Origin of the sequence: Lysobacter ciconiae (genome assembly GCF_015209725.1) — a bacterium.
Taxonomy (GTDB): Bacteria; Pseudomonadota; Gammaproteobacteria; order Xanthomonadales; family Xanthomonadaceae; genus Novilysobacter; species Novilysobacter ciconiae.
In genome coordinates this window covers 249,743-263,117 of record NZ_CP063656.1, presented here as the reverse complement: position 1 = coordinate 263,117, position 13,375 = coordinate 249,743, and the positions used below count along the sequence as shown (strand labels likewise).

11 protein-coding genes, 1 tRNA gene and 1 pseudogene are annotated in these 13,375 nt (G+C 68.7%); 5 read left to right on the top strand and 8 right to left on the bottom strand.

What is annotated here, in order from left to right:
- Positions 1-25 precede the first annotated feature (25 nt).
- Complete coding sequence (locus INQ41_RS01170) at positions 26-1,240, bottom strand: NAD(P)/FAD-dependent oxidoreductase (RefSeq protein ID WP_193985508.1); 1,215 nt, start codon at positions 1,238-1,240, stop codon at positions 26-28.
- A 196-nt stretch (positions 1,241-1,436) separates the two neighbouring features.
- Between INQ41_RS01170 and INQ41_RS01165 the strand changes: the two genes are divergently transcribed.
- Positions 1,437-3,986, top strand: coding sequence for a glucose/quinate/shikimate family membrane-bound PQQ-dependent dehydrogenase (locus INQ41_RS01165; RefSeq protein WP_193985506.1), 2,550 nt, complete (start codon positions 1,437-1,439; stop codon positions 3,984-3,986).
- 49 nt (positions 3,987-4,035) lie between these two features.
- On the opposite strand, the gene INQ41_RS01160 is transcribed toward INQ41_RS01165, so the two are convergent.
- From INQ41_RS01160 to dtd, 6 genes are all read right to left on the bottom strand, one after another.
- On the bottom strand, positions 4,036-4,413 hold the full coding sequence (locus INQ41_RS01160) for a YajD family HNH nuclease (protein ID WP_193985504.1): 378 nt from the start codon (positions 4,411-4,413) through the stop codon (positions 4,036-4,038).
- Positions 4,414-4,476: 63 nt separating this feature from the next.
- The gene (locus INQ41_RS01155) at positions 4,477-5,136 is read right to left on the bottom strand and encodes a hypothetical protein (protein WP_407074257.1); all 660 of its coding nucleotides are present in this window, start codon (positions 5,134-5,136) and stop codon (positions 4,477-4,479) included.
- 66 nt (positions 5,137-5,202) lie between these two features.
- Positions 5,203-5,472 (bottom strand): hypothetical protein, encoded by a 270-nt coding sequence (locus tag INQ41_RS01150; protein WP_193985502.1) that lies wholly within the window; start codon positions 5,470-5,472, stop codon positions 5,203-5,205.
- A 104-nt stretch (positions 5,473-5,576) separates the two neighbouring features.
- A tRNA-Ile gene (locus tag INQ41_RS01145) sits at positions 5,577-5,652 on the bottom strand.
- A gap of 107 nt (positions 5,653-5,759) precedes the next feature.
- Positions 5,760-7,637, bottom strand: coding sequence for an RNA polymerase sigma factor RpoD (gene rpoD, locus INQ41_RS01140; protein ID WP_193985500.1), 1,878 nt, complete (start codon positions 7,635-7,637; stop codon positions 5,760-5,762).
- Between the two features lie 99 nt (positions 7,638-7,736).
- Positions 7,737-8,177, bottom strand: coding sequence for a D-aminoacyl-tRNA deacylase (gene dtd / locus INQ41_RS01135; RefSeq protein ID WP_193987136.1), 441 nt, complete (start codon positions 8,175-8,177; stop codon positions 7,737-7,739).
- Between the two features lie 99 nt (positions 8,178-8,276).
- Between dtd and INQ41_RS01130 the strand changes: the two genes are divergently transcribed.
- The 3 genes from INQ41_RS01130 to INQ41_RS01120 are packed head-to-tail and all read left to right on the top strand — an operon-like array spanning position 8,277 to position 11,337.
- Entirely contained in the window at positions 8,277-9,218 is a 942-nt protein-coding gene (locus INQ41_RS01130; protein ID WP_193985499.1) for a lauroyl acyltransferase, read from the top strand.
- Between the two features lie 36 nt (positions 9,219-9,254).
- Entirely contained in the window at positions 9,255-9,797 is a 543-nt protein-coding gene (locus INQ41_RS01125) for a PH domain-containing protein (RefSeq protein WP_228076652.1), read from the top strand.
- Entirely contained in the window at positions 9,787-11,337 is a 1,551-nt protein-coding gene (locus INQ41_RS01120; protein WP_193985497.1) for a PH domain-containing protein, read from the top strand. The genes INQ41_RS01125 and INQ41_RS01120 overlap by 11 nt, the downstream gene beginning before the upstream one ends.
- A 62-nt stretch (positions 11,338-11,399) precedes the next feature.
- On the opposite strand, the gene INQ41_RS01115 is transcribed toward INQ41_RS01120, so the two are convergent.
- Entirely contained in the window at positions 11,400-12,461 is a 1,062-nt protein-coding gene (locus tag INQ41_RS01115) for a CDP-glycerol glycerophosphotransferase family protein (protein WP_193985495.1), read from the bottom strand.
- A 43-nt stretch (positions 12,462-12,504) separates the two neighbouring features.
- Between INQ41_RS01115 and INQ41_RS01110 the strand changes: the two are divergent.
- A pseudogene (locus INQ41_RS01110) lies at positions 12,505-13,329 on the top strand (glycosyltransferase family 2 protein); the annotation flags it as partial.
- Between the last annotated feature and the right edge of the window lie 46 nt (positions 13,330-13,375).

Genomic DNA, 13,375 nt, shown 5'->3' with positions numbered 1-13,375 from the left:
CGGTGTCCTGGACGGGCGCGATCGGTCAGGTGTCCAAGCGCTCGAAGGTGAACAGCGGCGCCAGGCGGTGCGGCTTGCCCTCCACCATCGCCCGCAACAGCCCCGCGCCCAGCATCGAGTAGGTGATGCCGTTGCCGCCGTAGGCCATGGCGAACAGCATCCGCGGGCCGGTCGCCGGATGCGGCCCGAAATACGGCAGGCCGTCGCTGGTCTCGGCGAACGTCCCGGCCCATGAGAACGTCGGGGCGATGTCGAGATGCGGAAACAGCTTCTGCGCCTTCTTCGCCAGTGAGCGCGCCTTGCGGTCGACCATCGCATCGCGGCGCCGCGGGATGTCCACGCGGTCGTCCTCCCCGCCCACCAGCAGACGGTTGTCCGAGGTCGTGCGCAGGTAGAGGTAGGGTCGCGCGGTTTCCCACATCATCGTCGTGGACAGCGCGCCCAGCTCATCGCGGCTGATCGAATCGGTGACGAATGCGTAGCTGCTGCGGTTGCTGGCGACGTTGCTGGGCAGGAAGTTCTCGCCCTCGTAGCCCGCCGCCACGATCACGTGGCCCGCGATCAGGCGTGCGCCGTTCTCCAGCGCGAGCTCCACCGATCGCGGTCGCGTGACCACGCTGGCCACGCGGGTCCGGTCGTGCACGCCCACGCCGCGCTTCTGCAGCCGGGTGAGCAGGCCGTAGGTGAGCCGGTAGGGATCCACGCTGGCGGCCGGGCGGTTGAGGATCGCCGCCGGCGCGGGGATGCCGAAGCGTTCCTTGATCTCACCCGACTCCAGCCAACGGACATCGAACCCGTGCCGGCGGCGCAGCGCGTACTCCTCGCGCAGCTTCCCCGTGTCGCGTGCCCGGCTGGCGTAGTACAGGCTCTCGCAACGTTCAAAGCCCGTGTCGCCCAGACCGTTGGCGACCTCCTCGAGCATGCCGATCGCGTCGACGCACGCGCGGTAGGCCAGCACCGCGTTGTCCTCGCCCAGCGTCGTGCTGAGCTCGGTCAGGTGGGTGTCGATCTCGTATTGCAGCAAGGCCGTGCTCGCCGCCGTGCTGCCCCAGCCAATGTCGCGCTGTTCGACCAGCACCACTTCGTGACCGGCAGCGGAAAGCGTATCGGCGATCAATGCGCCGCTGATGCCACCGCCGATGATGGCGACATCGCAACGGGTATCGCTTTGCAGCGGCTCAAAGGCATGCATCAGGCCGTTCTTGACCGCCCAGAACGGGTAGCCGCTTTTCAGATCCATGGGGTCTTCCGTTGAGAGTCGTGTCAGGCGCGGGTAGCGAAGTTACGCCAGCCGCGCTGGAGTCATTACGGTGCGCAGCGGCGGATCACGGAGGAGTGAATGTCCCCGTGTCGCAGCGGGTCGCACACCACCCTCCACGTCGCGTCGACGCCGCGCGCGTTATCCAGATCAAGCATCCAGCCAGGGAACCCTGCACATGACCCACCGCCGACGCAGCATTGCCCCTCCGCTGACGGGCGCACTGCTGCTCGTCATGGCGCTGCTGATGGGTGTGGGCGGCGCGCAGCTCATCGCGCTGGGTGGTTCCTGGTACTACGCCCTGGCCGCGCTGGGACTGGCAGCATCGGGAGTCGGGCTGGTGCTCCGCCGCCGATGGGCACTCTGGATCTACGCGGCGGTGCTGGCGGCTTCGCTGGCGTGGTCCTTGTGGGAAGCCGGCCTGGACTGGTGGCCGCTCGCGGCGCGCCTCGGGGTGTTGTTCGTGATCGGCATCTGGCTGCTGACGCCCTGGCTGCGGCGCGGCTTGCACGCTGCCGGCGAACCTGCGGCAGGCGCCCGGCATGATGCCGCTGGTCACCCGGCCATCTCCGCTCGCGGCAGCCTTGCGCTGACGGTCGCGATGGCGCTGGTGGCGATCCTCTCGGTCGCTTCCTGGTTCAGCGACCCGCACGCAATCAAGGGCACCGTGCCGATGGCCGCAGGCAGCACGGGGGTGGATCCGTCGGGCGTGCCGCCGGGCGAATGGCACGCGTACGGACGTACCGGCTACGGCCAACGCTACTCACCGCTGACGCAGATCACTCCGGCCAACGCCGGCCAGCTCGAGGTGGCGTGGACGTACCACACCGGCGACGTGCGCGGCCTGTCCGGCGATCCGGAGGAGACCACGTTCGAAGTCACGCCGTTGAAGATCGGCAACCGGCTGTTTCTCTGCACGCCACACCAGTCGATCATCGCGCTGGACGCCACCACCGGCGAGGAGGTGTGGCGACTGGACCCGAAGATCCAGGGCGAGCTGGCACTGCAGCATCTGACCTGCCGCGGCCTGTCGTATCACAACGACGCGAGCGCGTCGGCGGCTGCCTCGGCAAGCATCGCCGGCGAGGGAACCATCAACGCCACGACAGCGACGGTTCCGGCCACAACGCCCGCAGCACAGCAAACCCCGTCCGGCGCGCCCATCGCGGCGATCGACCTGCCGATCACGGCCGAATGCCCGTCACGTCTCTTCATGCCGACCGCCGACGGCCGCCTGATCGCGATCAACCCCGACGACGGCAAGGTGTGCGCCGACTTCGGTGGCGGCGACGGGCAGATCGACCTGTGGGCCAACATGCCCTACGTCAATCCGGGCTCTTACTACTCCACCTCGCCGGTGGTGGTGACCGCGTCGCTGGTCATCGTGGCCGGCACGGTGCTGGACAATGTCTCCACCACCGAAGCGTCCGGGGTCATCCGCGCGTTCGACGTGCATACCGGCGCGCTGGTCTGGAACTGGGACTCGGCCAACCCGGAGCAGACCGCGCCGATCGCGGCGGACGGGCTCTACACGCCCAACTCGCCCAACAGCTGGGCGCCGTCCAGCGTGGATGAAGCGCTGGGCATGGTGTACGTGCCCATGGGCAACCAGCCACCCGACCAGTGGGGTGGCAACCGCAGCGCGGACGTGGAGCGCTACTCGTCAGCGGTGGTGGCGCTCGACCTGGCCACCGGCCGCGAGCGCTGGGTGTTCCAGACGGTGCATCACGACCTGTGGGACTACGACGTGCCTGCGCAGCCAAGCCTGATCGACCTGACCGTCCGCGGCCAGCGCATTCCTGCCCTGGTACAGCCGACCAAGCAGGGCGAGGTCTTCGTGCTCGACCGGCGGACCGGCGAGCCCATCCTGCCGGTGACCGAAACGGCGGTGCCGCAAGGCGCCGCCGCCGGCGACCACACCGCGCCCACCCAGCCGGTGTCCGCGCTGTCCTACGATCCTCCGCCGCTGCGCGGACGCGACATGTGGGGCGCGACGCTGTTCGACCAGCTGGCCTGCCGCATCGACCTGCGCAAGCTGCGCTACGAAGGCCGCTACACCCCGCCATCCACCCAGGGCACGCTGGTGTATCCGGGCAACTTCGGGGTGTTCAACTGGGGCGGCGTGGCGGTGGACCCGGAGCGCCAGATCACCTTCACCACGCCCACCCGGCTGGCGTTCGTCTCGCGCTTGGTACCGCGCGAAAACGCCACCGAGCTGTATGTCAATGACGGCAAAGTCCCGCCGGGCAGCGAGGCCTTGCCCGCGCTCAACGAAAACTTCGGTGCCCCGTTCGCGATATCGCTGACACCGTTTGTGTCGAGGCTCGGGCTGCCGTGCCAGGCGCCACCGTGGGGCTTCGTGGCGGTGTCCGACCTGACCACGGGCAAGCGCATCTGGCAGCACCGGAACGGCACCGTGCGCGACAGCTCGCCCTTGCCGCTGCCGTTCCGCATGGGCGTGCCCAACCTGGGCGGTCCGATCATGACGGCCGGCGGAGTCGCCTTCCTTTCCAGCACGCTGGATTACTACATGCGCGCCTACGACGTTTCCACCGGCGCGCAGTTGTGGCAGAGCCGGCTCCCCGCCGGCGGCCAGGCCACACCGATGAGTTACCTGGGCGAGGATGGCCGCCAGTACGTGGTGGTCGCCGCCGGCGGGCACGGCTCGCTGGGCACCAAAACCGGCGACGCGGTCATCGCCTACGCCTTGCCAGCCACGTCGGAGTGATTCAACCGATCGGTGCAGGAGGCGGACAAGTCCACCGCCTCCGCCACGCTCATTCCTTTTTCAGCAGCGACTTGAGATTGGCAAACGGATTACCCGTCGCCGCGGCCGGCCGTTCTTCGGCATCCAGCGCGCTGCCACCGGTGTAGTCGACATGGCGCGAGTGCTCATTGTCGTGGCAGTACACGCACAACAGCTCCCAGTTGCTGCCGTCGGGTGGATTGAAGTCGTGGTCGTGGTTGCGATGGTGCACGGTGAGTTCGCGCAGGTTGGCGCGGGTGAATTCGCGCGCGCAGCGCCCGCAGATCCACGGGTACATCTTCAACGCCCGCTCGCGATAACCCTTGTCCCGCTGCTCGGCGTCGCGGCGCGCCTGCGCGACGACCCGGTCGAGGATCTGGCTGGAGGTGGTGGCTTTGTCTGACGGCATCACGATGCTTCGGCTGGGCTGATGTGCGCACTGTAGCCGACGCGCGCCATGAGCTTGATCAGGTCATGGACGGGCCTTGCGTTGCGAATTCGCGCCGCTCTGCGCGAACTCCGGGAAGACCTCCACGATAGGCAGCGAATCCGGCAGGATGTAGAACACCCCGCCGCCCTCAAACGTCGGCCGGATGATTCCCTCGTAGAAGTCGGGCGACACGTTGATGCAGCCATGCGTGACGCGGTTGTCGTCCGGCGACGGTGACGCAAGCCGTTCCACGCGCCTCTCGGCGGGAACGCCTGTGGCCGTCGGGTGGATGGAGACCGCCGAATCGTAGTCCACCCACAGCACGCGCCCGGCATCGATGGACGGACCAAAACCGCCCACGAAGCGACCTGCAGGCGTCGTGCGGTCCCGGCCTGGAATCTCGCGCAGCGCGAGCCCGGCGATGGCGGGGGCCGTGTGATCGCCGACCGCCGAGCCGAAGAGCCCGGGTGCCGCGCCGCGGAGTCGGCCGTCGCCGCCGAACACGAAGATCTGCGCCGCGGCCTTGTCCATGACCGCAAACGGATAGCCGTGGCTGTCCTGGGAGGCGACGATCCAGCCCGCGAGCTCGATCAGGGCTCGGGACGCGTCCTGGCCTCGCGGAAGCTGGTCGGCGACGGCGGCCGGATGCGCGACGACACGCTGGGCACCGGCTGCACCGAAGCTGGCCAATGTCAGCGCCAGCACCAGCGCGCCATAAAGCGCGCCCCTCACGGCGTGGTTGCGGGTACGGATAGGCCGGTACCAGGATTAACCGCGCGGCACGCGGCGCGGCGCCGTTTCCAATTGCTGGACGCGGGATTCCATCTGATCCAGTCGCTGATTGGCCTGCTGCGCGGACTGATTGGCGGATTCGGCGCTCTGAGCCGCGCTCTGCACCCTTGTATCGAGTTGATCGAGGCGGGAGTTGATTCCTGCAAACTCGTCAGCATAGGTCGCGCAGCCGGCAAGTCCGACGGTGGCGATTATCGCCACAACGAGCGTACGCGCCATCACCAGATGTTGTTTGGGCAGAGACATTTCAGTGCTCCTTCGGCGGGGGAAACCGGAACCAGTCTTGCGCCGGAAGCCGTGGATGCATTGTGAAGATTTACTCGCCGATCCCCGGGATGAAAAGCAGCCGATGGTGGGCCCACCAGGACTCGAACCTGGAACCAAAGGATTATGAGTCCTCTGCTCTAACCATTGAGCTATAGGCCCGCGTCGCGGCCGCCGATTATAGCCTGCCGGATACGGCGAAGCCCCGCTCGTGGCGGGGCTCCGGTGCGCCGTGGCGCTTTGGTACGTGCGAGGTTGCCGGGTGCGGCTTACTCGATCTCGAGGAAGCTGCGCAGTTGTTCCGAGCGGCTCGGGTGACGCAGCTTTCGCAGCGCCTTGGCCTCTATCTGGCGGATCCGCTCGCGGGTGACGTCGAACTGCTTGCCGACTTCCTCAAGGGTGTGGTCGGTGTTCATGTCGATGCCGAAGCGCATGCGCAGCACCTTGGCCTCGCGCGGGGTCAGCCCGGCCAGCACGTCGCGCACGGTTTCCATCAGGTTGATGTTGACCGTCGCATCCACCGGGGACTCCACGTTGGTGTCCTCGATGAAATCGCCCAGGTGGGAGTCCTCGTCGTCGCCGATCGGGGTTTCCATGGAGATCGGTTCCTTGGCGATCTTCATCACCTTGCGGACCTTGTCCTCGGGCATCTCCATTTCCTTGGCAAGCTCTTCGGGCGTGGCTTCACGGCCGTACTGCTGCAGCATCTGGCGCGAGATGCGGTTGAGCTTGTTGATCGTCTCGATCATGTGCACCGGGATGCGGATGGTGCGCGCCTGGTCGGCGATCGAGCGGGTGATCGCCTGGCGGATCCACCACGTGGCGTAGGTCGAGAACTTGAAGCCGCGGCGATGCTCGAACTTGTCGACCGCCTTCATCAGGCCGATGTTGCCTTCCTGGATCAGGTCCAGGAACTGCAGGCCGCGGTTGGTGTATTTCTTGGCGATCGAGATCACCAGGCGCAGGTTGGCCTCGATCATCTCGCGCTTGGCCTTGCGCGCGCGGGTCTCGCCGTAGGCCATGGTGCGGCTGATCTCGCGCAGGTCGGCCAGGGTGATCCGCATCGCGGTCTCGGTGGCGATGGTTGCCTCCTGCTCGGCGATGATCTGGTCCTTCACCTCGCGCAGGCCGGAGGCCCACTTCTGCTTGCGCTTGAGCAGGTCATCGACCCACTCCAGGTTGGTCTGGTTGCCGTCCCAGGAGCGGATGAAATCCTTGCGCGGCATTTTCGCGACGCGGGTCGCCAGCTCGAGGATGCGGCGCTCCTGGCGGCGCAACTCGGCCTGCGTGCTGCGCATGTTCTGCACCAGCACGTCGGTCAGCGGCAGCGGCAGCTTGAGGGTGACGAACACCTCGGCCATTTCCTCGCGCAGCTTGACCACCGACTTGTGGCTGGGGCCGTGCTTGGCGTAGGCCTTCTCGAACTGCGTGTAGAGGTCGCTGAGGTGCTCGAAGCGGGCGGTCACCTCGGCCGGGTCGGGACCGGTCGGCCCCTCGTCGACGACTTCCGCGTCGTCCTCGTCCTCCGCGTCCTCGTCGACTTCGTCCTCGTCCTTGACGGGTTCGGGAACGACCGACATCGCCTCGGCCGGTGGCGGCGCCACGGTCGGGTCCTCGAGCTGGTCAAGGAAGCCGACCAGCAGCTCGGCCAGGCGCTTCTTGCCGGCCTTGTGCAGCTCGTAGTCTTCCAGGATCAGCTGGATGGTGCTGGGGAACAGCGCGATGGAGGCCTGGACCTGGTTGAGGCCGTCCTCGATGCGCTTGGCGATCTCGATCTCGCCTTCGCGGGTCAGCAGGTCGACCGTGCCCATCTCGCGCATGTACATGCGCACCGGGTCGGTCGTGCGGCCACCCTCGGCATCCAGGCCGGTCAGGGCGGCAGCAGCTTCCTCGGCGGTGGTCTCATCGACCTCGCGCCCGCTGGAGCTGGTGTCGCCGATCGACAGGGTGTCGGCATCGGGTGCGACTTCGTGCACTTCGATGCCCATGCCATTGATCAGGGCGATGACGTCCTCGATCTGCTCCGCCTCGACCATGTCGGCCGGCAGGTGATCGTTGACTTCCGCGTAGGTCAGGTAGCCTTGCTCCAGGCCCTTACTGATCAGCGTTTTGATATCGGACTTGGGAGCCGGACTCTCGTTTGCCATGCGGCTGCGCTACCATATTATGTGGGGCTGGGGAACCTTGTATTATACCACCGCTGCGCCATTCTGCTTGGCACATCCGGCGGTACGGCCTCTGCGGCCTCAGGCCCGCAGAAGGAAGGTGACCGGACCATCATTGGCCAGGCTCACTACCATATGGGCACCAAAGCGCCCGGTTTCCACCCCTGCCGGCAGCAATCGCCTGCAGGAATCGAGCAATTGGTTGAATAGCGGTTCAGCCTGTTCAGGTGGCGCGGCCGTGCTGAAGCCCGGACGCATGCCGCTGGCGGTGTCGGCGACCAGGGTGAACTGGCTGACCAGCAGCAACTGCCCGCCACTGTCGGCCAGACCCAGGTTCATCCGCCCCTGCGCATCGGCAAAGACCCGGTAGCCGAGCAGGCGCTGCGCCATGCGCTCGACCTGCGCTTCGCCGTCGGCCGGCTCGATGCCGACCAGCGCCAGCAGGCCGGGACCGATGCCGCCCAGAAGCTCATCGTCGACGCGCACGCTGGCGTGGCTGACACGTTGGATAAGGGCAAGCATCGCCGCACGGTAGCCGAGCATCGTGCGCGGCGCCACGGTCGCGCGCGATGCTCGGCCTGCGCGCGGAATCGGCGCCATCTGGCGGCTACACTGACAGCGATGAGCCGCCTTCTCGCCCACGTCCTGTATGTCTTTGCCGCGCTGGTGGCGCGCCTGCCATGGCGCGGCCTGTACGGGATCGCGGACGTGCTCGCCAAGGTGGTGTTGCGGCCGTCCAGCCGCGAGAGCCGGGTCACCGCCTGCAACCTGGCGATCGCCTACCCGGACATGCATCCCGCGCAACGCGAGGAGCTGCGGCAGGAAGTGCTGCGCACCACCGCGCGCCAGCTGATGGAGACACTGCGGCTGTGGACCCGGCCGCATGCGGAAAACATGGCCCTGATCCGCGAGGAGCACGGCACCGCTTTACTGGACGCGGCAATCGCCGCCGGCCGCGGGGTGATCATCGCCGCCCCGCACTACGGCAACTGGGAGCTGCTGAACCAGTGGCTGGCGCTGCGTACCCCGCTGGCGATCCTGTACGCGCCGCCAGAGTCCCGGGTCGGCGAGGAGTTCCTCAAGCGGGTGCGCGCCGATGACAGCGGCGATACCGGCCAGCCGCCGCGCGTCACCCAGATCCGCGCCGAGGCCGCAGGCGTGCGCCAGTTGTTCAAGCGTCTGGCCGCCGGCGGCGTGCTCGGCATCCTGCCCGACCAGCAGCCCAAGCAGGGCGATGGCGCGTTCGGTGAGTTCTTCGGCACCCAGGCGCTCACCATGAGCCTGCTCGGCCGGTTGGCCGCGCGCAGCGGCGCCACCGTGCTGATGGCCTACTGCGAGCGCATCGACAGCCACCCGGCCGGACCCGGGTTTGCCGTGCACATCGAGGCAGCGCCTGACGGGGTGGCCGATCCGGACCCGACCGTCGCGGTGACCGCCCTCAACGCGGCGGTCGAGCGCATCGCCCGGCGCGATCCCTCGCAGTACCAGTGGACCTACAAGCGTTACTCGCTGCGCCCGCCCGGCAGCGGCGAGGACAACCCCTATCGGCCACAGTGCTACTGAGCACGCCGCGTTCGTCGCGCACCAAGGACTGTCTGCATGGTTCCACCGTTTCCCGAAACCGCGTCCACGACGGCTGTCGATGAGCCTGCGTGGCAGCCGCTGCCGCAGCGCGCGCGTGCCCTGTTCCTGTTGGGCACCACGCCGTGGCTGGCGCTGACCGGCGCGGTGGCGGGCGCAGCCTTGGCCGTGCCGGGCACGATGCTGCTGGATTCGAGCGCTGCCAACGCGCTGCGGATGTTCATCGCGTTTGCCGTGGTCGGCCTGGTGGTTGGCGGCGGACTGGGCTGGCTGCTCGGCCACAAGCAGTTTCGCCACACCTACTGGCGGCTCGACCCGGAGGGACTGGCGCTGCGCCGCGGGCGCATGTGGCTGCGCGAGACGCGGGTGCCGATCACCCGCGTCCAGCATCTGGACCTCAAGCGCGGACCGCTGCAGCGGCGTCGGAGCCTGGCGACGCTGGTCGTGCACACCGCGGGCACCCGCAACAGTTCGGTCGTGGTGCCCAACATCGACGTGGACGACGCCGAATTCCTGCGCGATCGCCTCGGCCGGCAGATCGATCTCGACCATGACGACTGAGGCCGCGGCACCGGCCGAGCCCGAACACCGGCTGCATCCGATGTCGTGGCTGTTCGTGCTGGTGGCGCAGCTCAAGCAGTTCATCGTCCCGCTGATCGCGCTGTTTCTTTTTGGCCGCCGCGACGAGGGCGGGCTGTGGCCGCTGATCGGCGTGGGCGTGCTGGCGATCGGCTCGCTCTGGCAGTACTTCACCTACCGCTATGCGGTCGCGGAGGATGCGCTGGTGGTGCGCAGCGGGCTGCTGGAGCGGAGCCTGCGGGTGATCCCGTTCTCGCGGATCCACAACGTTGCCGTTGAGCAATCGCTGCTGCACCGCGTGTTCGGCGTGGCCGAGGTGCGCCTGGAATCGGCCGGCGGCAGCAAGCCGGAGGCGACGATGCGCGTGTTGACGCTGGCCGACGCGCTGGAGCTGGAGACGTTGGTGCGGCGGCGCGGACGGGCGGGCCCTGCGTCCACGAGGGCGCCGGGTCCGGCGATGCCGGTAGCGGACGATGGCGTTGCCCCGGACCGGGCCACCCACGCCGCAGTGACGACCGCACCCGAGCCCCTGCTGCGCATGGGCGCCATCGACCTGCTGCGGCTGGGCGTGGTGTCCAACCGCGGCATGATCCTGGTCGGCGCCGGCGTGGCCGCGTTCTCGCAGACCGGCGGCCGGCTCTGGTCGAACCTGTTCGAGCGCCTCGGCGGCAGCTGGGAGGCCTGGTACGGCAGCAATGACCTGCCGCTGTGGCAGTGGCTGGCCGGTGGGCTGGCTCTGCTGGCCGCGGCCCTGGTGGTCGTGCGCCTGCTGTCGCTGCTGCTCGCGGTGCTGCAGTACTACGGTTTCGTGCTCAGTCGCGACGGCCGCCGCCTGACGGTCGAGCGCGGACTGCTGACCCGGTGGCGCACCAGTGCGTCGCGGCGACGGATCCAGGCCTGGACGCTGACCGAAGGCCTGCTGCAGCGGTGGCTGAAGCAGCGCACCCTGGAGGTCGACACGGCCGCCAGCCAGCAGGAAGGCCAGGCCCGGACCCTGCACGAACTGGCGCCAATCGCCCCGCGCGAGGACTGCGACCGGCTGATCGAGGAATTGCTGCCGCAGGCGCGCTGGCACGCGCTGGACTGGCAGTCCGTGCCGATGCGTGGCTGGTGGCGACGGATGCTGTCGACGCTGCCGTGGATCGTGCTGGTGACCGTAGCGCTGTCCGTCCGCTTTGGCGCGTGGGGCCTGCTGGCACTGGCCTGGCTGCCGTGGGCGGCGGTGCAGGCGCATGCCGAGGCGCGCCGCGCCGGCTGGACACTGGGCGAGGAGCTGGTTGCGGTCCGCGAGGGCTGGTGGCAGCGCTACTGGCGCTTCGCCGAGGTCGACAAGTTACAAGCGCTGCGCCTGACCCGCTCGCCGCTGGACCGGCACTTCGACACCGCCACGCTGTGGCTGGACACGGCCGGCGCCGGCGCCCGCTCGCCCCAGTTGTGCATCCGCTACCTGCCCCATGCCTCGGCCGACGCGGTGTACCGGCGGTTGTCGTCGGAACTCGCGCGGCGGCCGCTGCGCTGGTGATCGGGGCGCCCGCGTAGACCGCGGACGGTCGCGCTCTGCTCCGGCCCGTATCCGGGCACCAATCAGCGCGCGCTGCGTCCCCAGTAACCCAGCTGCCGGCGGATCTGCAGGCCGCGGGTGAGCGCGCCCAGCGGCTTGCGCCCCAGCGGACCCAGCTCACCGGCCAGCAACGCCTCGGTGGCGGCGATGACGCGTTGCGAGGACTGCCCGTCGCGGTACGGATGGATCGCATCGGCGTACGCTGCGATCGCCGCCAGCGGCGCCAGGGCCGGGTCGAAGGCGCGCGCGAGCATTGCCGGCAGCGCGGCGGGATCGTCGAAGTCGATCATGTGCGGCTTGGGCGCGCGGTTGCGGAAGGTCACCACCGGTTTGCGCTGGACCACGAACTCGCTGACCACCGAGGTGGTGTCGGCGACCAGCACGTCGGCCGCCCGCTGGGCGCTGACCAGCTGCTCGGTATCCACGAAACAGGCGTTCGGCCCGACCAGGGAGCGGTAGCGCTCGAACAGGTCCGGCGCGCACTTGGGGTGCAGGGTCAGGATCCAGTAGCGCTCGCCGCCCGCGATCTCGGCGCTGATCGCGGCCAGCAGGTGCGGCGCCGCGCTCAGCCGCTCGGTAAAGGTGGAGGCGAACATCACCACCGGCCGTCCACCGGCCGCCTGGCGCAGCTGCCGCGCCAGCGGGTCGGGTTCGCCGAACAACGGATCGAGCTTGGGCCAGCCGGTCTCAACCACCTTGAAGTGGCCAGCGGATGCGGCCAGCTCGCGGAACGGCGCCGTCGTCGCCGGACCCTGCGTGCAATACAGGTCGAACAGGCCGCGCACCCGGAAGTGGCCGCGCGCGGCATCGCGTTTTTCCACGTTGAAGCCGTGGAACAGCTGCACCTTCGCCCCGGCCACAAACGGCGGCACCCAGTTGGCCGCACTGAACACCGCGCGCGGACGCAGCGCCACCGCGGCGCGGACGTCGTCTACCATGCGCACCGGCGCCGGCAATTCGGCCCCCGCCGCGCCGTCGACCAGCCACGCACTCACGCCATGGCCGCCGGCTTGCAGCGCGCGCGCCAGCGGCTGCAGGATGGGCAGCGCGTAGCGCTCGGTCGCGAACAACAGGTATTCCGCCATCAACGCTTCCCCGGCTCCGTCACCTACCCGTCCAGCATCCGCGATGCCAGCGATATCGGCCTGCATTATCACGTTCAACGAGGCCGCCCGCATCGGCGACTGCCTGGCATCGCTGGCGTTCTGCGACGAGATCGTGGTGGTGGACTCGCAGTCGACCGACGCGACGGTGCGGATCGCCGGGTCGTTCGGCGCGCGCGTGCTGCAGCGGCCGTTCACCGGGTTCCGCAGCCAGAAGGCCTTCGCCGTGGAGCAGGCGCGGCACGATTGGGTGCTGTGCGTGGACGCGGACGAGCGGGTCGGCGACGCCCTGCGCGGGTCGATCCTGGCGGCGCGCGACGGCGGCTTTGACGGCGCGGCCGGTTACCGCTTCGCCCGCCTGGACAACTATTTCGGCCGCTTCCTGCGCCACGGGAACGCCTACCCGGACCGGATCCTGCGCCTGTTCGATCGCCGGCGTGGCGGCTGGCGGGGCAAGCGCGAGATCCACGAGGCCGCCAGCGTCGATGGCCCGGTCCTGACGCTCGCCGGCGACCTGATCCACTACCCCTATCGCTCGCTGGAGCAGCAGCTGGCCAAGACCCAGCGCTACGCGCGGATGATGGCCGAGCACGAATTCGCCCGCGGCAAGCGCGCCTCGCTGGCCAAGCTGGTGCTGTCGCCGGCGTGGCGGTTCTGGCGCGGCTACCTCCTGCGCGCGGGGTTCCTCGACGGCTGGCACGGGCTGGTCTACGCCTACGTGCGTGCCAACTATGTCCGCCAGAAGACCATCATGTTGTGGCTGCTGCAAAACGGCCAGGCGGTCGCGGATCCCGTTGAAGAGGGCGACGGACGTGTGCCGGCTTCCTCCATTGCGTCGAACTCTGCGGCCGCCTCCGACGTTGCCGCGACGCGCGCCGTCGCTGACGACCTGACGC

Coding starts and splice junctions, on each gene's coding strand:
- INQ41_RS01170 (WP_193985508.1), bottom strand. CDS start 1,240: ATGGATCTGAAAAGCGGCTACCCGTTCTGGGCGGTCAAGAACGGCCTG.
- INQ41_RS01165 (WP_193985506.1), top strand. CDS start 1,437: ATGACCCACCGCCGACGCAGCATTGCCCCTCCGCTGACGGGCGCACTG.
- INQ41_RS01160 (WP_193985504.1), bottom strand. CDS start 4,413: ATGCCGTCAGACAAAGCCACCACCTCCAGCCAGATCCTCGACCGGGTC.
- INQ41_RS01150 (WP_193985502.1), bottom strand. CDS start 5,472: ATGTCTCTGCCCAAACAACATCTGGTGATGGCGCGTACGCTCGTTGTG.
- rpoD (WP_193985500.1), bottom strand. CDS start 7,637: ATGGCAAACGAGAGTCCGGCTCCCAAGTCCGATATCAAAACGCTGATC.
- dtd (WP_193987136.1), bottom strand. CDS start 8,177: ATGCTTGCCCTTATCCAACGTGTCAGCCACGCCAGCGTGCGCGTCGAC.
- INQ41_RS01130 (WP_193985499.1), top strand. CDS start 8,277: ATGAGCCGCCTTCTCGCCCACGTCCTGTATGTCTTTGCCGCGCTGGTG.
- INQ41_RS01125 (WP_228076652.1), top strand. CDS start 9,255: ATGGTTCCACCGTTTCCCGAAACCGCGTCCACGACGGCTGTCGATGAG.
- INQ41_RS01120 (WP_193985497.1), top strand. CDS start 9,787: ATGACGACTGAGGCCGCGGCACCGGCCGAGCCCGAACACCGGCTGCAT.
- INQ41_RS01115 (WP_193985495.1), bottom strand. CDS start 12,461: ATGGCGGAATACCTGTTGTTCGCGACCGAGCGCTACGCGCTGCCCATC.